This window comes from Oceanobacillus iheyensis HTE831 (assembly GCF_000011245.1).
Classification (GTDB): Bacteria; Bacillota; Bacilli; order Bacillales; family Amphibacillaceae; genus Oceanobacillus; species Oceanobacillus iheyensis.
This window is the reverse complement of record NC_004193.1, coordinates 3,249,229-3,270,110: the sequence shown is the minus strand read 5'-3', so window position 1 is coordinate 3,270,110 and position 20,882 is coordinate 3,249,229. Positions and strand designations below refer to the sequence as shown.

The window sequence follows — 20,882 nt, the reverse complement described above, 5'->3', positions numbered from 1 at the left end:
CATAAAAAAATATGGTTAGGGGGAAAACGGCCCCCTTCCTTGGTTGGAGTTTGAATTTATGAGTTTATCGAACTAGGAATTTACAAATACTTAACACTTACCATAAACTTTCTTAATATTCTCTTCCTATACTTACAAGTGAGGGCAGGAAATAAGCCCATAAATATACAAACACAAATTAGGGGGAGGACCTAAAAAATGAATTTCAAGAAGTTTGCTTTTGTATTACTTATACCAATGTTGTTAGTACTGTTAGCAGCATGTGGATCTGACGACGCAAATGGTGAGTCAGATTCAAATTCAGATTCAGATTCAAATAGTAACTCAGAAGAATTAGAAGGAAGTGTTGCTATTGATGGATCAGGTACTGTTTATCCATTAATGGCTCGTCTTGCGGAAGAGTATATGATTAATGAACAACCGGGCGTATCAGTGGAAGTTAGTCGTGCTGGAACGAGTGCAGGATTTGAAAAATTCTTAGCCGAAAACGGGACAGACTTTAATGATGCTTCTCGCTTAATAAAAGAAGAAGAACAAGCAAAAGCGGATGAACTTGGAATAGATGTAAAAGAATTAAAAGTTGCTCTAGACGGTTTAACAATTGTAACCCATCCAGATAATGATTGGGCAACAGAATTAACACAAGAGCAAGTGCAAGGTATTTTCCTTGGTGAATATACAAATTGGTCAGATATTGATTCTTCTTGGCCTGATCAACCAATTCAAACGTATGGACCAAATGAAAATCACGGAACGTATGAGTTCTTCTATGAAAATATTTTAGAAGAACAGGATCTAGTGGAAACAATTGATCTTCAACAAGATTATTCCACACTAGTAACGTTGATTTCTCAAGATGAAAATGCAATAGGATTCTTCGGGTTTGGTTACTATGATAGCAATAAAGATAGTATTCAAGCAGTAAACATCGATTTCGGAGACGGACCTGTTGAACCATCTCTAGACACTATTGCTGAAGATGGTGACTATGCAGGATTTACTAGACCCGTATTTACGTACCTTAATGTAGGTAACGCTCAAGAAAAACCTCAAGTCCTCGACTACGCGATCTACATTATGAATAACGTAAACACATTTGCAGGAGAAACTGGATTTGCGCCGATTCCTGAAGAAGAGGCTCAAAGTCTAGTAGAAGAATTAGAAGTATTAAAATAAATTAGTCGAATATTCTTGTCGAGGTGAGGACCGATAATATTGTTGGTTCTCATCTTGTTGTAAGTGTAAGCGCGAAGAAGGAGTGCTTTAAGAATGGCAGCAAGCAGCGAAAATAAGAATACTGCTTCTGTTAGAAAGATGATTGAGGCGAATAAGCAAAAGAAGAGTGTTTCTCAAATTACAGAGAAACTAGTACCGGTATTTTTGGTATTAATTGCCTCCATATCGATTCTAACAACAGCAGGTATTATATATACGTTATTAGCTGAATCAATAGCGTTTTTTCAACGAGTACCAATTATTGAATTCTTCACAGGGACAGTATTAAAACCGCTAAGTCAAAATCCGGAATTTGGTGTCCTCCCATTACTAACCGGTACTATAATATCTTCGGTCATTGCAATGTTAGTTGCAGGACCAGTAGGTTTAATGTCAGCTGTTTACCTGAGTGAATTTGCATCAGATAAAGTACGTCGTACAGTAAAACCTTTATTAGAAATACTAGCAGGAATTCCTACGATTGTTTATGGTTTCTTTGCGTTTACTTTTGTAACACCTCTGATACGGATGGTGTTTCCTTCCGTGGAAGCTACCAATATTTTGAGTCCTGGTATCGTGATGGGAGTAATGATTATCCCAATGATTGCATCTTTATCAGAAGATGCAATGTCTTCGGTACCGAATTCCATGCGTGAAGGAGCACTAGCATTAGGTGCAACAAGGTTAGAAACAACATTTAGGGTCGTTATTCCAGCTGCATTATCTGGAATTATCTCTTCATTTGTACTAGGTATTTCTCGTGCGATTGGAGAAACCATGATCGTGACCATCGCAAGTGGTAGTTCGAAAAACTTTACCTTCGATATCACGCAATCGATGCAAACAATGACTGCGTATATTGTTGAAGTTTCTGGTGGAGAAGCCCCAGCAGGATCTACCATCTATTACAGTTTATATGCAGTAGCATTAACACTATTCGTTTTCACTTTAATTATGAACTTACTAGCAAGATATATTTCCCGTAAGTTTAGGGAGGAATACTAGATGAGCACAAAGTATGTGGATATTGAACAAGTACAGAAGCGGATGTCATCTCGTATCCGAAAAAATAATCTCTCAAAATATCTATTTTTAGCAGCAACGATGTTCGGTTTAGTAGTATTGGCAGTTCTCATTGTTCGAGTACTGACACAAGGGGTCACCTATATTAACTGGGATTTCTTAACGGGTCACCTTTCTACAGCACCTGAGAGAGCAGGAATTATGGGAGCAATATTAGGTACAGCTTGGTTAATGCTGATTGTAATCCCGGTTACGATGCTAATTGGTGTAGGTACTGCAATATACTTGGAGTTATATGCCAAAAAAGGCAAGTTCCAATCGTTTATAGCAACAAATATTTCCAACCTAGCAGGTGTACCATCGATTGTATATGGTTTACTCGGCCTCACCTTATTCGTACGGACGTTAGAATTCGGGAATGTCATTTTAGCCGGAGGATTAACTTTATCACTCTTAGTATTACCTATTGTAATTGTAGCGGCACAAGAAGCAATTCGTGCGGTTCCTGGTCATCTTAGTGAAGCATCCTATGGTATGGGGGCGACGAAATGGCAAACCGTGAAAAAAATAGTGTTACCAGCTGCACTACCTGGGATATTAACTGGATCGATCCTAGCCTTATCTAGAGCAATTGGGGAAACTGCACCATTAACAGTATTAGGCATACCGGCATTGCTCATTCCGTTCCCTGGAGGAGTATTTGATACATTTACTGCATTGCCAATGCAAATCTATTATTGGACGTTAGATTCTTCATTGGTAGCGGAGTATGCATATCTAGCAGCAGCTACAATTATTGTATTGCTAGTTTTATTGTTCCTATTAAACTCGATTGCTATTATTATCCGAAATAAATTTCAACAGCGTTATTAATTGTAAGTGAAAGGAAGGAAAAAATATGAGTTTATTAACAGCGGACAAGAAGGTACAAGTAGATATTAATAAAAATGATAAAAAAGCACCTGTAAATAATAAAAATATTGTATATGATACAAAAGATCTTAATTTATGGTACGGGGAAACACATGCGTTAAAAGATATTAACCTAGCTATAAATGAAAAAGAAGTAACTGCAATTATCGGACCGTCTGGCTGTGGGAAATCAACGTATATAAAGACATTGAATCGAATGGTGGAATTAGTTCCGACGGTAAAAACGACTGGAACAATCACCTATAGAGGAAAAAATATCTTAGATCGCTCGTTTAAAGTAGAGGATCTACGTACCCATGTAGGTATGGTTTTCCAAAAGCCAAATCCATTTCCGAAGTCTATATATGAAAATGTAGCTTATGGCCCAAAGATTCACGGTATTAAAAATAAAAAAGTACTGGATGAGATTGTAGAAAAAAGTTTAAGAGGGGCTTCTATTTGGGACGAAGTAAAAGATCGTCTTAATGAGAACGCGTATGGACTGTCAGGTGGACAACAGCAACGTTTATGTATCGCACGTTGTTTAGCAATTGAACCTAATGTAATTTTAATGGATGAACCAACATCTGCCCTAGACCCTAAGTCAACACTTCGTATAGAAGAACTTGTGCAGGAATTGAAAAAAGACTATTCCATTATAATAGTGACCCATAATATGCAACAAGCTGCACGAATTTCTGATAAAACAGCATTCTTCTTAAACGGAGAAGTGGTAGAATTTGATGATACAGATCGTATCTTTACGAAACCTTCAGATCAAAGAACCGAAGATTATATTTCCGGTCGATTTGGTTAAACTATATAATCTCCCTATTTAGTTGTTGAGAAAATATCTCAGCAACTTTTTTATTTAAGAAGAGATTTCCTTCCTTCTTCATCTTTTGATAAGATAGTATCTAATATGGTCATACAAGGTGTAGAGGGTTATGACTTGGTGATAAAATAAATATATTCTACTGAAGATTTATAGTTACATCCAAAGTTTTAAAGAGTATTTTAATCGTCTTAATTTCATTGTATTTCAATTAGTAAAAAAAGAGTAAGGTAGCTAGGAATAAGTTTCAACTTAAAACAATAAGGTGAGACCTCATACATTAGTTTATAGAGGCTCACCATTTGTTTTAAGTCTGATTGTAAGGGTGAAGGAAAGGAACAGTGATGAAGGTGGTTTACGTTGGAAAAGTAATTATACATACGTTATTACTTATTGTTTTATATCAAATGGGAACATGGATTCATGATTTTTTAAATTTAACCCTACCAGGTAGTGTTATTGGAATGATTTTATTATTTGTTTTATTAATTACCGGATTAGTCAAACCGTCATGGGTAGACCAAGGAGCATTACTCTTAGTAAAACATTTACCATTATTTTTTATTCCTGCAACAGTAGGTATTATTTCTTTTCTCCATCTTTTTGCAGGCAGTGGCATTTTTTTAATAGCGATTATCATTGTTAGTACAGCGTTAGTGATTGTGATATCTGGACATGTTAGCCAGTGGTTAGTTAGGAAGAAGGAATTAAAGCATGATTAATTCATTATTGACGATTGTGTTTATCATTGGCACATTGTCTATATATATTTTGTCACGAAAACTAAATAAGAAATGGAATCATCCACTGACATTACCTGTATTAGTAAGTTCGGTTGCCATTATTGTTTTCTTACTTATAAGTGAAATTCCCTATGAGACATATATGCTTGGAGGAGACTGGATTCACTATTTGTTAGGACCAGCGGTAGTTGCGTTGGCTTACCCGCTCTATATACGACGACAACTGCTGTTAAAATGGTTATACCCGATATTCATGGGCACAATCGCAGGGGCGTTTATTGGGATTCTCTCTGGAATTATTTTAGCGAAGCTGTTACAAGTAGACGAAACAATCATTTACTCGCTTGTTCCAAAATCAGTTACTACACCAATTGCTATCGAGGTAACAAATATTATCGGTGGGCAAGTGTCTTTAACAGCTGTTTTTGTTATTATGGCTGGAATAAGTGGAGTATTTATGCGAAGCTTCCTTTTTAAAACAATGCGTATAGAACATGTTGTAGGAAGGGGAGTGGGCATTGGCAGTGCATCCCATGCAATTGGTTCAGCCCATTCATTAGAAATAGATGAGTTGGAGGGTACTTTGGGTACAGTAGCTATGGTAGTTAGTGCAGTGATTGTATCGATGCTTGCTCCATTACTGGTATCTTTCATTTTTTAATGATTTTGTTTGAAATAGATGAGTAATGGGAACAACACACAATAGAAGATGAATTAGTTAACAAGAAGGAGTTGTTATACATGAATGTACTAGTAATTGGAGCAAATGGACAAATTGGTACGCACCTTGTTAATCAATTACAGTCAAATGAAAGTCATCAAGTTACTGCAATGGTTCGAAAAGAAGAACAACTAGAAGAGTTAAAACAACGTGGAATTAATGCAGTCCTAGCAAATCTAGAAGATGGTGTAGATGATATTGCTAAAGCTATGAAAGGAGCCGATGCAGTCGTATTTACGGCTGGTTCAGGTGGAAGCACAGGCGCCGATAAAACACTACTCATTGATCTAGATGGTGCTGTCAAATCTATCGAAGCGGCTGAAAAAACAGGTGTAAAACGTTTTGTTATGATTAGTGCTTTCCAAGCCCATAATCGTGATAGTTGGGCAGATAACCCAATTAAGCATTATATGGTTGCGAAACATTTTGCTGATGAAAAACTAACGGAAAGTAGCCTTGATTATACCATCATTCGACCAGGTGGATTGTTAAACGATCCTGCTATTGGGAAGGTTCAAGCTAGTGAAAATCTAGAAAGAGGCTCTATCCCTCGTGAAGATGTAGCATCGACAGTTGTCGAAGTGCTAGATGCCAAAAACACGTATCATAAAGGTTTTGATCTTATATCTGGCGAAACTTCCATCAAAGATGCAGTGGGAAAAATATAATATAAATCATTATGCTAAGGTAAATGGCTGTCCAATAAGGGCAGCCATTTTTTTATCCTGTATCCTGTAAATAATGGACTGTAAAATGCGTCCGTCTAAAATGACAATCAAAACAGCGATCATTCCGATTTTGTCAATAAATAATCAGAAAAAATAAACTTTTTATGAACCTATTGAATTATTATGCATATTAATGCATAATAATTCAATAATAGAACATATCGGAGAGGGGAAGGCAAAATGACAAAAGAAAAGATTGTATTAGCCTATTCTGGAGGATTAGACACCTCTGTTGCAGTTAAATGGTTACAGGATAAATATAATTATGATGTGATTGCAGTTGCATTAGACGTTGGAGAAGGTAAGGATTTAGATTTTGTGAAGAAGAAAGCATTGGATGTAGGAGCTATCAAATCCTATGTTATTGATGCGAAAAACTTGTTTGCGGAAGAATATGTCTTACCAGCATTACAAGCAAATCTATTATATGAAGGAAAGTACCCTTTAATTTCAGCTTTATCTAGACCCCTTATTTCTAAGATTTTAGTAGATATTGCAGAGGAAGAAGGAGCGGTAGCTGTTGCACATGGCTGCACTGGAAAAGGAAATGATCAAGTGCGCTTTGATGTATCATTTACTGCACTAAACCCTAACCTTAAGATTGTAGCGCCGGTTCGTGAATGGGCAATGTCAAGAGAAGAAGAAATTGAGTATGCGAAGTCACATGGGATTCCAATTCCAATTAACTTGGATAGTCCTTACAGTATTGATCAAAATCTATGGGGCAGAAGCAATGAATGTGGGATTTTAGAAGATCCATGGGCAGAGGCACCTAAAGACGCTTATGATCTAACTATAGATCCAGTAGATGCACCTGAAGATCCAGAAGTTATCCAAATTACATTTAAAAAAGGAAAGCCAGTCTCTATTGATGGTAAAGAAATGCCTCTAGATGAACTAATTCTACAATTAAATACGATTGCTGGTAAACATGGTGTTGGCAGAATTGATCATGTAGAAAATCGTTTGGTAGGAATTAAATCAAGAGAGATTTATGAAGCACCAGCAGCAACGACGTTAATTGCTGCACATCAGGAATTAGAAGCATTAACATTACCAAGAGAAGTAGCGGAATTCAAGCCGACAATTGAGCAGAAGCTAGCACAAACGGTTTATTATGGATTATGGTATTCACCTTTAACAGAAGCACTACAATCTTTTATTGAGAAAACACAGGAACATGTATCTGGAACAGTAAAAGTGAAGTTATATAAAGGTCATGCACAAGTAATTGGAAGAGAGTCTGAAAACTCCCTTTATGATTTTGACTTGGCGACATACAACAAAGCAGATGCATTTGATCATGATGCTGCATTAGGATTTATTAAACTTTGGGGACTACCTACGCAGGTTCACTCCGCTGTAAATGGACCACAAGGTAAAAAATCAATTGAAAAAGTAGACTTGGAAGTAAAGGAAGCTGTGAAACCATGAAACTATGGGGCGGAAGATTTACAAAACCTACCAACGAATTGGTAGATGAATATGCATCATCCATTCAATTTGATAAAAAACTAGCGGCTTATGACATTGAAGGTAGCCTAGCTCATGTTGCAATGTTGAAAAAATGTGAGATTATACCGGCTGAAGATGCCGATAAAATTGCAGAAGGTCTGAAAATAGTTTTATCTAAAATTGAAGCAGGAGAAGCAGAACTATCTAATGAACATGAAGATATTCATATGAACGTTGAAAAGCTATTAATTGATGAAGTGGGTCCAGTTGGTGGTAGGCTTCATACTGGCCGTAGCAGAAACGACCAGGTAGCTCTAGATATGCGCCTGTATTTAAGGGATGTGATTGCCGAACTGTCTGATCTACTTAAGGCAGTTCAACAATCATTAATTACCCAGGCGAAAGCAAACATGGATACCGTAATGCCAGGATATACTCACTTGCAACGCGCGCAACCAGTACTTTTTGCTCATCACATGATGGCTTATGTCTTTATGTTTCAGCGTGACGTTGAACGTTTTCAAGATAGTCTAAAGCGTGTCAATAAATCCCCTTTAGGTGCTGGGGCTTTAGCAGGTACTACATTTCCAATTGATCGTCACTTCGTTGCGGAGCAGCTAGGGTTTGATGGGATATGTGAGAATAGTCTGGATGCCGTAAGCGATCGGGATTTTGTTGTAGAGTTCTTATCCAACTCTGCGCTTGTTTCCACTCATTTATCCAGGCTTTGTGAGGAACTTGTTCAGTGGTCAAGTGCTGAATTTAACTTTGTGGAGTTAGATGATTCTTTTACAACAGGAAGTAGCATGATGCCACAGAAGAAGAATCCGGATGTTGCGGAATTAGTCAGAGGAAAGACAGGAAGAGTGTATGGACATTTAATGGGAATGTTAACCACGTTGAAAGGTCTTCCGCTTGCGTATAACAAAGATATGCAGGAAGACAAAGAAGGTATGTTCGATGCGCATGAAACATTAAAAGGAGCCTTGCAATTATTTGCGCCAATGATGGAATCGATGAAAGTAAATAAAGAAAGCATGTACAAGGCTGTATCTAATGATTATTCCAATGCAACTGATCTTGCGGATTATCTTGTTAATAAGGGAATGACATTCCGAGAGTCGCACGCAGTCGTAGGAGAAGCTGTTTTACATTGTATAGAGCAAAATAAATATTTGCTAGATCTCACATTAAAAGAGTTTAAGCAGTATTCAGAAGTTATTGATGAAGATATCTTTGATGTTTTAAAGCCAGAAGCAGTTGTCAATGCTCGTTCGGTAGAAGGTGGTACTGCAAAAGAAAGTGTGCTTCAGCAAATAGCAAAGGCGGAGAAATTATTGGAATCTGCTAAGTAGAATAGGGTATAGTAGAGAATGGTTACTCTGTTTGAAAAGGCGGTATGGCATATGAAATTAATTGCATCTGATTTAGATGGTACACTTTTGCAAGAAGATGGGACGATAAGCGAAGCAAATCAAAAAGCAATACAAGCAGCTATAGACAAGGGCATTGAATTTATTGTTGCCACCGGTAGGTCTTATGATGCTGCACGTATTCCGCTTGAAAAAGCTGGGATTGACTGTTCTGTGATTAGTTTGAATGGTGCTGTCTCGTATACGAAAGAAAAAGAAATTATCCGAAGTATTCCGTTAGAAAAAGATGTGGCAAAACAAATTACTGATGTTTGTGATCAAGAAGGCATGTACATTGAACTTTTCACAAATAAAGGGATATATTCAGGAAGTAGGGAATATTTTCTGGAAGTAATGGTTGATATTATGACTTCTGCAAATCCGAATATATCGGAGAAGGATGTTAGGGAACAGGCAGAACGTCGTTTTCAATTTGAACCGGTAGAATTTATAAATGATTATCATGCAGTGCTAGATTCTACAGATATTAACGTTTATAAGATATTAGTATTTGCTACAGAACCTGAGCAATTATCGAATGCAAGTGAAAAGTTAAGAAGTGAAGAAGGAGTAGTCATTACATCTTCCGGTGAGATTAATTTAGAGTTCAATCACCCTGAGGCCCAAAAAGGGTTGGCTGTAGAGCAATATGTTCAACAAAAACAATGGACGATGGAAGATGTTATGTCTATTGGAGATAATTGGAATGACGCAAGTATGCTTCAGATGGCAGGTCGTGGTGTTGCAATGGGTAATGCAGCAGATGAAATAAAAGCGTTATGTAGTTATACAACCTTAACTAACCGTGAAGATGGTGTTGCTGTTGCGCTTGAAGAGATGCTTAAGGAACAACAAAAGATAATTGATGCATCTTTGTGATATAGAGAAAAGAACTAAACTATAACCAGTGTAAGATTAATTGGGTTATAGTTTTTTTATTATAGTTGGCAACGAAGTGTACAATTATTTGTTCACAATTAGATGAAATGATAATATGTACGACATGCTTAGGAAAGGGGTATTCTATGACGGATAAGGCGAAAAAGAAACAAGAGATTTTAGAGGCTTTTCAATTTAGACATGCTACAAAAGAATACGATGGTAGCAAGAAGATTGAAGACGAAGATTTTAAATTTATATTGGAAACAGGTAGGTTATCACCAAGCTCACTCGGTCTTGAACCTTGGAAATTTTTAATCGTGCAAAGTTCAGATTTAAGAGAGAAATTAATGCAACTTGCTTCAGGAGCGGAACGACAACTTAGTGGAGCGAGTCATTTTGTAATTATTCTTGCGCGAGTAGATGTTCGATATGATTCCGACTATGTGGCTAATCATTTAAGAACAGTTCAACAAATGCCTGATGAAGTTGCTGATATGCTTTTAAAAGGGATAAAGACATTTCAAGAAAACTTCTTGCAGTTATTTAATGATCGTACTTTATTTGATTGGTCATCAAAACAGACATATATCGCATTAGCGAATATGATGACAGCTGCTGCCCAGATTGGAATTGATTCTACACCAATAGAAGGATTCATCTATAAGGATGTGCATAACCTACTTGAAAGTGAAGGTTTACTAGAAGACGGACGATATCAGCCTTCCGTCATGGCGGCTTTTGGATATCGTAAGGAAGAACCGAGCCGACCGAAAACAAGAAAAAATTTAAATGATATTGTGGAATGGGTGTAATTCAAACGATAAAAAAAACAAACAAAAAGCAAAACAGCGTGTGAGTGGACTCGTCTGTTTTGCTTTTTGTTAAGGGCTGTCAAGAACCTACATCCACCAGACTAATGCTTCTTCAGTAATAAATTTTGTCTCATCTGAAGTTAAATAAAGATATCCATTAGCAATAACTATTGCAGCTTGCTAACAAAGAAAAATTTAGTAATAGAGTCATTCATTAAGCGTTTACAATAAAGTGTTAAATTAAATAACTAATAAATACAAATAGCATCCTTTTTTATATCTTAGGTTGATAATAGAAATAATCAAAATCAGCATGAATTCCTTCACCACTTGTATCTTGGCATTGCATCCCAACAAAGGCGCCGGTAAAGAATCCTCCACCTTTAACGTAATCATCAGATAGTTTGTAAGATTGTAGGGTAATAGGTATAGCAATCCAATCATTACCATTAAATGAGTAAAAATACTGATAATTATTGTAGTTAACTACTACTTTTAGATATACATCTCCCTGTTCATCTGGTATTTCAATTTCCTTAGAAAGCAAAGGTTGCTCAAATTTAAAGTTATCGCATGTTGTTAGAGAAAGCACTTTTCCTTTTTGTTCATCCCAGGTTATTTGAAGTGCAGACCAGTTTTCAGTGTTATAGTAATTAACCAAACCAGCCCCTTGTTGAAATGATGTTGGTTGGAAATCAACTTTAGTTTCTGCAGTAAATGCAAAGTGTTGCCACCTCCGAGCTACAAAAGCTTGAGTAAATGTTGACGTTAGCGATTCTCTACCATATAGACGTAAATGACCTGGGCGTTCAGTTAACGTCTTAATATTTTCGTTTAATGGAATTCGTAGAGTTTGGTAATTAAGATTTAATTCATTTTCGTCAAAATCATCTATGCCAGATAGTTGTACATCGGCGGATGATTCTGGGATTTTGGGTCCTTCTATTTCCATCGAAGGTTGATTTCCTCCGACTACATACGGCCATTCATTTTTCCATTCCAACCGTTGAATTGCTGTTTCTCTTCCTAATGGACAATAGCCTCTCGGATCTAAAATGGGTTGGTTTTCCTTTGGTAATGGTCGACCAGTAAGGTGAACCATAAACCATTCATCTGTATGCGTTTGAACAATAGATGCGTGTCCAGCTTTTTGTAAGGGATTTCTAGGATGTGAATGTGAACTAATTAATGGATTATCGGGGTGGACTTCATATGGTCCATGTAAATTTTTGGATCGGGCAATTGTAGCTTGATGATCATATCTAGTCCCTCCTTCAGCTGTTAGAAGATAGTAGTAATCATTAATTTTATAAAGGTGTGGTGCTTCGGTAAGCTTAACATCTGTTCCTTTAAAGATAATCTCTTTTTTTCCTACTAACTTTCCTTTCACTGAATCATATTCTTGCAGAACAATTCCATAAAACGGATGAGTGCTTATTCGGGAATCCCAAACCATATTTACTAAGTATTTCTTGCCGTCTTCATCATGAAACAGTGATGGGTCAAATCCAGAGCTGTTTAAATATATAGGTTCGGACCATTCTCCATCAATCGAGTTACACGTAACGAGGTAGTTATGACAATCTTTCCATTGTCCTCCAGTTACTTTCACATCCGTATAGATAAGCCAGAATTTCCCATCCTTATAGGACAATGCTGGAGCCCAGACACCTCCAGAATTTGGATTTCCCATCATATTCAATTGAGAGAGGCGGTTTAAAGGTCTAGATACCAGTTTCCAGTTTTTCAGATCTCTAGAATGATAGATTCCAACACCGGGAAACCACTCAAAGGTGGAAACAGCAATGTAATAATCTTCTCCAGCTCTACAAATACTTGGGTCAGGGTTAAACCCTGTTAAAATAGGATTTTTAATGTTTGTCATTATTTCACCTCATTTTTTATTTTTCATGGTGGATTATTGTTCGAAAAAACTTAGGTTTATCATGGATCCATTGCTTTACTTCACACGGATTACTTCGTTTCCAGAAATCGTTACTTTTAAGAATCTCTCAGAGGAAAATGCTGCCATCCCAAGTGCATTCGAATGTGTGTTAAGGCTTGAAAAATCAATTTTTAAATCCTTTTGGCTAAACCATAGTGATTGATTATTAATGGAATCAAGCAATGGTTTCTCAATCCATTTTTTTGCAGCAGACATTCGATTGCCAATAATGACTTGTTCTGGATTAAATGAATTAATAATATTATTGATCCCGATTGCTAAATATTTGCTGATTTCATTAAATGCTTCTAACGCTACTGAATCATTATTTTTGGCTAATTGGATCATATGGTCTAGTAAATCATATGGATCGGTTGTATAGATTTTATTTCTTTTAGCTAATTGTAATAATGCTTTCTCAGAAGCATATAGCTCCCAACAACCTTCACTTCCACAACTACATTTTGCGCCATGTGCATCAATAGTCATATGCCCCATTTCTCCGGAAAATCCATTATTTCCTTTGTACAATTGGTTGTTTAATACAAGGCCAACCCCGATTCCTACACCAACACTGACATATACAATTTCTTTATTTTCTTTGCCGATGCCAAATTGTACTTCACCATACGCACCCGCATTTGCTTCATTCTCAATAATAACCGGAATATTAAATTGATTCTCTAATTCTTCTTTTAAAGAAATATTCCGCCAATTTAAATTAGGAGCAAGCAGTATTTTCTCTTCTTTATTAACAATTCCAGGTACTGCAACACCGATACCGATAACACCATATGGACTTTTTGAAGTCATTGTAATCAGTTTCTGTATAACCTCATTTAGATGAACTAGGATTTCTTCATAAGTTAAGTTATCAAATGTAACTTGTTCTTGTTCTAAAATATTTCCTTGTAAATCTGTTAACACCCCCAATATATAATTTACACCGAGATCGATTCCAATAGAGTAACCAGCTGTATTATTGAAAAACAGCATAACAGGGCGTCTTCCTCCACTTGACTCTCCTGGACCAACTTCTCCAATCAGTTCTTCGTTAATAAGTTCGCTTACTAATGAAGAAACAGTGCTTTTGTTAAGGCCTAGTTGTTGTGCGATATCTGCTCTTGAAATGGGAGAATTTTGTCTAATAGTATTAAAGACTAAAGACTTATTCTCTTGTTTAACTACATACTGATTCCACGTTCGATTTATTTTCATGTATTCGCTCCTTCTCCCATCTGATTGATTATTAGTATAGCATGTTATATTTCAAATACAAAACTTTGTTTAACCGGTAGACAAACAAAGTTATTTTTGCTAATATAATGACAACTCATTAATTGTGAGAATATTTTTAACAGGGGGTTTCAATGAAAATGAAGAAAGCGTTTACAGTGTTGACTTTCGTATTGATTTGCTGTTTATTAATGGTCGCTTGTTCTGGTGAAGAAGATGAAAATAGTGCTTCAGGAGATTCAAAAACAGTTAAATTTATGCATTTATGGCCGGAAGGGAGTTCTGCCCAACATTATAAAGTTGTGAATCAAATTATAGAAGATTTTGAAACTGAAAATGAAGGGATAGACATAGAACTAGAGGTTTTAAGTAATGAACAATATAAAGAAAAAATTAAAGTTCAATCTACCTCGAACGAATTACCTGATGTTGGTATGACATGGGCTGCCGGATATATGGAGCCATTTGTTGATGGAAATATGTTTGCTTCTTTAGATGATATCTTAGAGGAAGATAATCTATCAGAAGAATTTGTAGCTGGTACAACAGATGCCTTTTCTATTGATGATACTGCTTATGGTTTACCTTTAGAGTTAAATATATCTTCCATTTATTACAATAAAGCAATATTCGATGAGTATGGGTTGGAAGAACCAACAACTCTAGATGAATTTAATCAAGTCGTTGATACATTAAACGAAAACGACGTAATTCCTGTAGCATTAGGAAATCGTGATGCTTGGACAGGTTCTATGTGGTACATGTATTTAGCAAATCGTCTAGGTGGAGATGAAGATGTATTAACCAGTGCTATTGATAGAAGCGGTTCATTTGAAGATCCAGCATTACTAAAAGCAGCAGAACATCTTCAAGGTTTAGTAAACGATAATTCTTTTGTTAGCGGTTTCAACGGGTTGGCTGATCAAGAAGCAAAAAGTATGTTTATGGAAAGTCAAGCTGCGATGTACTTAATTGCTACTTGGGATTTACCTAACTATACGACGAATGAAGATGTACCTCAAGAATTTCGTGATTCTGTTGGATACTTCCCGTTTCCGCAAGTTGATGGAAGTGGTGACTTTAATAGCTATGTAGGAGGTCCTGGTGTTGGGCTATTCGTTTCTGAAAACTCCGAGGTAAAAGAAGAGGCAAAAACGTTTGTGTCTTACTTTGTGAAAGAATGGGGTGAGAGGGCAGTAACGGAAGTAGGGATTATTCCTGCAACAAAAATCGATGGAGAAGCATTAGATTTACCAGAACTCTATGTAGAGGTGTTGGATGATTTAAATAATGCATCAAACATTACATTATATGCAGATGTTCAAATGAGTGCCAGTGCCGCACAAGTTCATTTGGACATGATTCAAGCATTATTTGGTGGCGAAATTACTCCAGAAGAGTTTGTAAAAACACATGAAGAAACGCTAGCAAATGAGGAATAAATAATAATGAAGGCTGTCTGCAGGAAATTAAATAGAATTATATGCTAGGCAGCCTTATTAATTAAATTCAAAATTGGGGTTGAACACATATGGATAAAGTTATGTCCAATAAATGGATCATTACACTTTATATCCTTCCTGCGCTGTTATTTATTGCAGTTCTCATAGTTATTCCATTGTTATTGTCAGGATATTTTGGCTTAATGGATTGGGATGGCATCGGAGCGATGCAATTTATCGGTCTAGATAATTATATTACGGCAATGCAGGATTCGAAGTTTTGGGAAAGTACATTGCATTCATTTTTGTTGGCTATATTTTCTGCGTTAAGTTTATTACTTTACTTAGTAGTAGCATTAATTCTTGCGTCGAAAATTAAAGGTGCAAACTTTTTAAAGAAGATATATCTTATACCAATGTTGCTTTCATCGGTAGCTATTGCACAGTTATGGATAAAAGTCTATAACCCTAGTAATGGAATGCTAAACAGTATTTTAACGAGTTTAGGAGTGGAAAATCCTCCAGCATGGTTAGCTGATCCAAATATAGTACTTTATGCAATTTTTATACCAATTATTTGGCAGTATGCAGGTTTCTATATTTTGATTTACTATGCAGCACTTAAAAATATACCAGAATCTATTATAGAAGCCGCAAAAATTGATGGTGCAAGTCCGATTCAAATTGCAATTAGGATTAAATTCCCATTAATTATGACCGTATTCAAAGTTACTATTGTTCTAGCTATTGTTGGGTCATTAAAATATTTTGACCTAATCTATGTAATGACTGGAGGAGGGCCGAATGGAGCTAGTGAAGTAATGGCTTCCTATATGTATAAGCTCGCTTTTTCTAGTTATGACTTTGGTTATGGCAGTGCCATAGGCTTCTTGCTTTTAATTATTACATTAATCGTTACTTTTATTATTCGAAAAGCGACAGAAACAAAAGACACCATTCAGTACTGATCGGAGGAAATATAAATGCATCGAGTCGGTTATATTTTACTTTATATTTGTTTAGGTGTTGTCGGTGTATTTCAGATCTTCCCAATCATTTGGCTGGTCTCTTTCTCTTTAAAGACGAACCAGGAAATTTTTGCGGGAAATCCGTTTGCATTACCAACTGATCCTAAATGGGAAAATTACTTAAAAGTGTTTGAAGGTGGAATTGGAACGTATTTTTGGAATAGCATTTGGATAACAGTTGTTGCTACAATACTAACTATTTTAATTGCAAGTATGGCGACATTTGCAATAACGAGAATGAAATGGAAGTTATCGAGCTTTGTGTTAGGAATTATTATGATAGGATTAATGATTCCCATTCATTCAGCGCTAATTCCACTATACAATATGTTCCTCAATGTAAATTTAATTGATAATCCAGTATCGATTGTTGTTACGTATATGACGTATAATCTACCGATAACAGTGATGATTCTTTTAGGCTTTTACACAACATTACCAAGAGAAATAGAGGAAGCAGCTATCATTGATGGAAGCTCCATTCATCGGTTGTTTTTCAAGATTATCTTACCGTTATCAGCACCAATTATGTCCACCACTGTAATCATTAATATGATCTATAACTGGAATGAATTTGTATTTGTAAATACATTTATTAGTTCCGATAAATTTAAAACGTTAACTGTCGGTATTCAAAACTTTATAGGTCAATATATGACGGATTGGGGAGCAATTGGAGCTACGTTGGTTATTAGTGTACTTCCAATCATAATTGCGTTCATTTTCTTTAGCGATAAAATCATGGAAGGTCTATCTGCAAGTGCAGTAAAAGGGTAATCTCTTTATGATTTTTTAAAAGATTGTATTATCTCGAAACGATGTTTAATGATCCATGTTGAAATAGACGCGATTATACTGATCCCAAAGATAAAGAAAAGTGCCGGAATTTGTACAAAAATAAAATAGATTGAAATAAAGCTAACAATGATTAACAATGTGTGGATTGGACTAATCAGTAAAATCAGTGAAGATTGTTTAAATATTCTTGTAACCGATAATTCATAATGAACTGCAACTGGAAATAAGTAAATGAAAAATAAACAAACTAAAAATAAATAAGCTAATAAAGGAATTTGAATCAATGAAAAAGTTCCTTGATAGGATTGAATAAAGATTATATTTAATACCGCTAAACTAAGGATTAGATTAGCACCGATTCCTAATATATTGCCTTTCTTGAAATAAGTTTTGTATGTAGTCCAGAATGTAGAAAAAATTGGGATATCCGGATTTGAGGTAAACCATTTTCTTACGATCGAGTATACAGAAAGAGTGGCAGGATAAAATCCAGTTATTACTAATCCTAACAAGGTGAAAACAACCCACAATAAATGTAAATAAGCATATTTCATCACCCATTCCATTATGGTATAAAGACGACTTGCAAATAGATTCATTGAAAATATCTCCTTCTTTGTAAGGGGTATCATATATAGATAGTATAGGGACAATCTGTTTATCTATCAACTTTGTTTGTTAGATAAACAAACATTTTGAGGAGGAATTAATGATGAGTTATTTTAATGAAATTGGAACCATTCAGTATGAAGGAGCAAAATCTGACAATCCATTCGCTTTTAAATTCTATAACCCAACGGAATCCATTAATGGACAAACAATGGAAGAGCATCTTCGATTTGGGGTCGCATATTGGCATACGTTTACAGAAGACTTATCAGATCCATTTGGAAATGGCACAGCAATACGTCCATGGGATAAGTTCAATGGAATGGACTTAGCAAAAGCAAGAGTGGAAGCAGCATTTGAGTTTTTTGAAAAATTACAAATTCCTTATTTCTGTTTTCATGATGTAGATATTGCTCCAGAGGGAAGTAGTTTAAAAGAATCTAATGAAAATCTAGATACTGTTGTAGCGATGATTAAAGAGTATATGAAAGATAGTAAAACAAAATTACTTTGGAATACAGTGAATAATTTTACACATCCTCGTTTTGTTCATGGAGCAGCATCTTCTAATAATGCGGATGTGTTTGCCTATGCAGCAGCGAAAGTAAAGAAAGGGCTAGAGGTTGGTAAAGAACTTGGAGCTGAAAACTATGTTTTCTGGGGCGGAAGAGAAGGATATGAAACATTACTTAATACAAATATGAAGCTAGAATTGGATAACTTAGCACGCTTTTTCCATATGGCCAAAGATTATGCGAATGAAATTGATTTTAATGCACAATTCTTAATTGAACCGAAGCCAAAAGAACCTACTAGTCATCAGTATGATTTCGATGTAGCTAGCGGGTACGCATTTTTGCAAAACTATGATTTACAAGATACGTTTAAATTTAATATAGAAGCAAACCATGCAACGTTAGCAGGTCATACATTTGAACATGAGTTACATTATGCACGTATTCATAATATGCTTGGATCTGTTGATGCAAACCAAGGACACCCTTTACTAGGGTGGGATACGGACGAATTTCCATCTGATATATATACGACCACATTAGCAATGTATGAAATTCTAAAAAATGATGGGTTAGGAAAAGGTGGTTTGAACTTTGATGCCAAAGTCAGAAGAGGTTCCTTCACAGCAGAAGATCTTTTCCATGCACATATAGCAGGAATGGATAGCTTTGCAATAGGATTGAAAGTCGCGCAGCGGTTAATGGATGATAGGGTGCTTGAGAATGTTGTTGAGGATCGTTACCGTTCTTTTAACCAAGGGATAGGGAGAGATATTGTTTCTGGAAAAACAGATTTCCATCAATTAGAGAAACACGCCTTAACACTATCTGAAATTACACAACCTTCAGGTCAATTGGAAGTTATTAAGAATAAAATCAATCAATATTTGTTAACGACATTTGCATAATTGGTGTGCAATCATCACATAGAGCAGCAGAGTCTGCTCTATGTGATTGTGTTTATATGAAAGGAGATATGTTAGATGTCATATGTATTAGGTGTCGATCTTGGAACAAGTGGTGTTAAAGTACTTCTTGTAAATAAAAAAGGTAAAGTAGAATATGAAAAAACGAAATCATTAACATTAATACAAGAAAAAACTGGCTATGCTGAACAAGATCCTGATGAATGGGTTAGTCAAACATATGAAGCGATTAAAGAATTAGTAACGGATAATGCGGTTGACCCTGCTAAAATTACGGGGTTAAGCTTTGCTGGACAAATGCATGGTTTAGTACTATTAAATAATAAAAATCAAGTTATTCGTAACGCAATTTTATGGAATGATACGAGAACTAGCGAAGAATGCCAAGAAATTTATAGTATTTTAGGGGAAGATCGATTACTAGAAATTACAAAGAATATAGCGCTAGAAGGGTTTACTCTTCCTAAATTATTATGGGTGAAAAAGCATGAACCAATTAATTTTGCAAAAACAACGACTTTTTTATTACCAAAGGATTATGTTCGTTATCAACTAACTGGAAAATTACACATGGATTATTCTGATGCAGCAGGAACCTTACTGTTGGATGTAGAGAAGAATAGGTGGAGTAAAGAAATCTGTGAATTATTTGAAATTCCAACTAAAATCTGTCCTGAATTAATAAATTCAATCCAAGAAGTAGGAACTTTAACAGAAGAAGCATCAACGAATTCGAGGTTAAACATGGCAACAAAAGTATTTGCTGGAGGAGCGGATAACGCTTGTGCAGCTATTGGTTCAGGTGTACTTAGTAAGGAGAAAACTCTAGCTAGTATTGGTACTTCCGGTGTTGTGCTTAGTTATGAAGAATCGGGTGATAAAAAATTTGAAGGTAAAGTTCATTACTTTAATCATGGAGCTCCTGATGCTTTTTATACAATGGGAGTAACACTTGCTGCAGGTCACAGCCTTTCTTGGTTTAAGGAGACATTTGCACATGATATATGTTTTGATGAATTAATACAAGAAGCATCTACTGTAAATCCTGGAGCTAATGGTTTATTATTTACACCGTATATAAATGGAGAAAGAACCCCGCATGTGGACGCAAATATTCGAGGGAGTTTTATTGGCATAGACGCATCCCATAAGCGTCAACACTTCACTAGAGCAGTTTTAGAAGGGATTACCTTTTCCTTGCAAGAAAGTGTAACTATCTTACGGGAAAGTGGAAAGAAAATAGAATCTATTATTTCTCTAGGTGGAGGAGCAAAAAGTGATTTATGGCTACAAATGCAAGCGGATATCTTTCAAGCAAATGTTATTCGATTAACGAGTGAGCAAGGACCAGGAATGGGAGCAGCAATGATTGCTAGTGTCGGAGTTGGTTGGTTTAATAGTTTAGCTGACTGCGGTGATGTTTTTATTCAAGAAGAAAAGGTATATAAACCAATAGAGGAAAACGTTAAGGTATATCACGATTTATTCCTTTTGTACAAGGAAGTATATTCATCAACTACTAAAATAAACAAACAACTTCGTGAATTTAGAAATTAACTTTCTCAGGAATGAGTTAGATGATAAATTTCATACATTTTATTTTAGAATTTGAATATGTTTGCATAGTGTGAACTTCAGAAGCTAT

At 35.8% G+C, this 20,882-nt stretch carries 19 protein-coding genes; 16 read left to right on the top strand and 3 right to left on the bottom strand.

The window, feature by feature from the left end; translation table 11 throughout:
* Positions 1–198: 198 nt before the first annotated feature.
* From OB_RS15985 to OB_RS15935, 11 genes are all read left to right on the top strand, one after another.
* Complete coding sequence (locus OB_RS15985; RefSeq protein WP_011067533.1) at positions 199–1,176, top strand: PstS family phosphate ABC transporter substrate-binding protein; 978 nt, start codon at positions 199–201, stop codon at positions 1,174–1,176.
* A 93-nt stretch (positions 1,177–1,269) separates the two neighbouring features.
* Positions 1,270–2,220, top strand: a complete 951-nt coding sequence (gene pstC / locus OB_RS15980) for a phosphate ABC transporter permease subunit PstC (protein WP_011067532.1) — start codon at positions 1,270–1,272, stop codon at positions 2,218–2,220.
* On the top strand, positions 2,221–3,111 hold the full coding sequence (gene pstA / locus OB_RS15975; protein WP_011067531.1) for a phosphate ABC transporter permease PstA: 891 nt from the start codon (positions 2,221–2,223) through the stop codon (positions 3,109–3,111).
* A 25-nt stretch (positions 3,112–3,136) separates the two neighbouring features.
* A complete protein-coding gene (gene pstB / locus OB_RS15970; protein ID WP_011067530.1) occupies positions 3,137–3,967 on the top strand; it encodes a phosphate ABC transporter ATP-binding protein PstB in 831 nt (276 codons plus the stop codon).
* Positions 3,968–4,329: 362 nt separating this feature from the next.
* Positions 4,330–4,707 carry a CidA/LrgA family protein gene (locus tag OB_RS15965; RefSeq protein ID WP_011067529.1) on the top strand — a complete coding sequence of 126 codons (378 nt, stop codon included), beginning with the start codon at positions 4,330–4,332 and terminating at the stop codon, positions 4,705–4,707.
* Positions 4,700–5,389: an LrgB family protein gene (locus OB_RS15960; RefSeq protein WP_011067528.1), complete on the top strand. Its 690-nt coding sequence runs from the start codon at positions 4,700–4,702 to the stop codon at positions 5,387–5,389. The genes OB_RS15965 and OB_RS15960 overlap by 8 nt, the downstream gene beginning before the upstream one ends.
* 80 nt (positions 5,390–5,469) lie before the next feature.
* Positions 5,470–6,117, top strand: coding sequence for an SDR family oxidoreductase (locus OB_RS15955; protein WP_011067527.1), 648 nt, complete (start codon positions 5,470–5,472; stop codon positions 6,115–6,117).
* A gap of 240 nt (positions 6,118–6,357) precedes the next feature.
* Positions 6,358–7,611 carry an argininosuccinate synthase gene (locus OB_RS15950; RefSeq protein ID WP_011067526.1) on the top strand — a complete coding sequence of 418 codons (1,254 nt, stop codon included), beginning with the start codon at positions 6,358–6,360 and terminating at the stop codon, positions 7,609–7,611.
* Positions 7,608–8,987: an argininosuccinate lyase gene (gene argH, locus OB_RS15945; RefSeq protein WP_011067525.1), complete on the top strand. Its 1,380-nt coding sequence runs from the start codon at positions 7,608–7,610 to the stop codon at positions 8,985–8,987. Before OB_RS15950 ends, argH begins: the two co-directional genes overlap by 4 nt.
* Before the next feature lie 51 nt (positions 8,988–9,038).
* The gene (locus OB_RS15940) at positions 9,039–9,923 is read left to right on the top strand and encodes a Cof-type HAD-IIB family hydrolase (protein ID WP_011067524.1); all 885 of its coding nucleotides are present in this window, start codon (positions 9,039–9,041) and stop codon (positions 9,921–9,923) included.
* Positions 9,924–10,069: 146 nt separating this feature from the next.
* On the top strand, positions 10,070–10,738 hold the full coding sequence (locus OB_RS15935) for an NAD(P)H-dependent oxidoreductase (protein WP_011067523.1): 669 nt from the start codon (positions 10,070–10,072) through the stop codon (positions 10,736–10,738).
* A gap of 274 nt (positions 10,739–11,012) precedes the next feature.
* Here the strand turns inward: OB_RS15935 and OB_RS15930 are convergent, their stop codons facing one another.
* Together OB_RS15930 and OB_RS15925 are read right to left on the bottom strand one after the other, a co-directional pair.
* A complete protein-coding gene (locus OB_RS15930; protein WP_011067522.1) occupies positions 11,013–12,623 on the bottom strand; it encodes a glycoside hydrolase family 43 protein in 1,611 nt (536 codons plus the stop codon).
* 75 nt (positions 12,624–12,698) lie between these two features.
* Positions 12,699–13,901 carry an ROK family transcriptional regulator gene (locus OB_RS15925; RefSeq protein ID WP_011067521.1) on the bottom strand — a complete coding sequence of 401 codons (1,203 nt, stop codon included), beginning with the start codon at positions 13,899–13,901 and terminating at the stop codon, positions 12,699–12,701.
* Between the two features lie 152 nt (positions 13,902–14,053).
* Between OB_RS15925 and OB_RS15920 the strand changes: the two genes are divergently transcribed.
* The 3 genes from OB_RS15920 (at position 14,054) to OB_RS15910 (ending at position 17,166) form a co-directional block, all read left to right on the top strand.
* Positions 14,054–15,361 (top strand): extracellular solute-binding protein, encoded by a 1,308-nt coding sequence (locus tag OB_RS15920; protein WP_011067520.1) that lies wholly within the window; start codon positions 14,054–14,056, stop codon positions 15,359–15,361.
* Positions 15,362–15,450: 89 nt separating this feature from the next.
* Positions 15,451–16,329, top strand: a complete 879-nt coding sequence (locus OB_RS15915) for a carbohydrate ABC transporter permease (protein ID WP_011067519.1) — start codon at positions 15,451–15,453, stop codon at positions 16,327–16,329.
* 15 nt (positions 16,330–16,344) lie between these two features.
* Positions 16,345–17,166 carry a carbohydrate ABC transporter permease gene (locus OB_RS15910; RefSeq protein WP_011067518.1) on the top strand — a complete coding sequence of 274 codons (822 nt, stop codon included), beginning with the start codon at positions 16,345–16,347 and terminating at the stop codon, positions 17,164–17,166.
* Positions 17,167–17,171: 5 nt separating this feature from the next.
* Here the strand turns inward: OB_RS15910 and OB_RS15905 are convergent, their stop codons facing one another.
* Positions 17,172–17,786: a YesL family protein gene (locus OB_RS15905; RefSeq protein ID WP_011067517.1), complete on the bottom strand. Its 615-nt coding sequence runs from the start codon at positions 17,784–17,786 to the stop codon at positions 17,172–17,174.
* 113 nt (positions 17,787–17,899) lie between these two features.
* On the opposite strand from OB_RS15905, the gene xylA reads away from it, so the two are divergent.
* A complete protein-coding gene (gene xylA, locus OB_RS15900) occupies positions 17,900–19,219 on the top strand; it encodes a xylose isomerase (RefSeq protein ID WP_011067516.1) in 1,320 nt (439 codons plus the stop codon).
* A gap of 75 nt (positions 19,220–19,294) precedes the next feature.
* Positions 19,295–20,794, top strand: coding sequence for a xylulokinase (xylB, locus tag OB_RS15895; RefSeq protein ID WP_011067515.1), 1,500 nt, complete (start codon positions 19,295–19,297; stop codon positions 20,792–20,794).
* Positions 20,795–20,882: the final 88 nt, after the last annotated feature.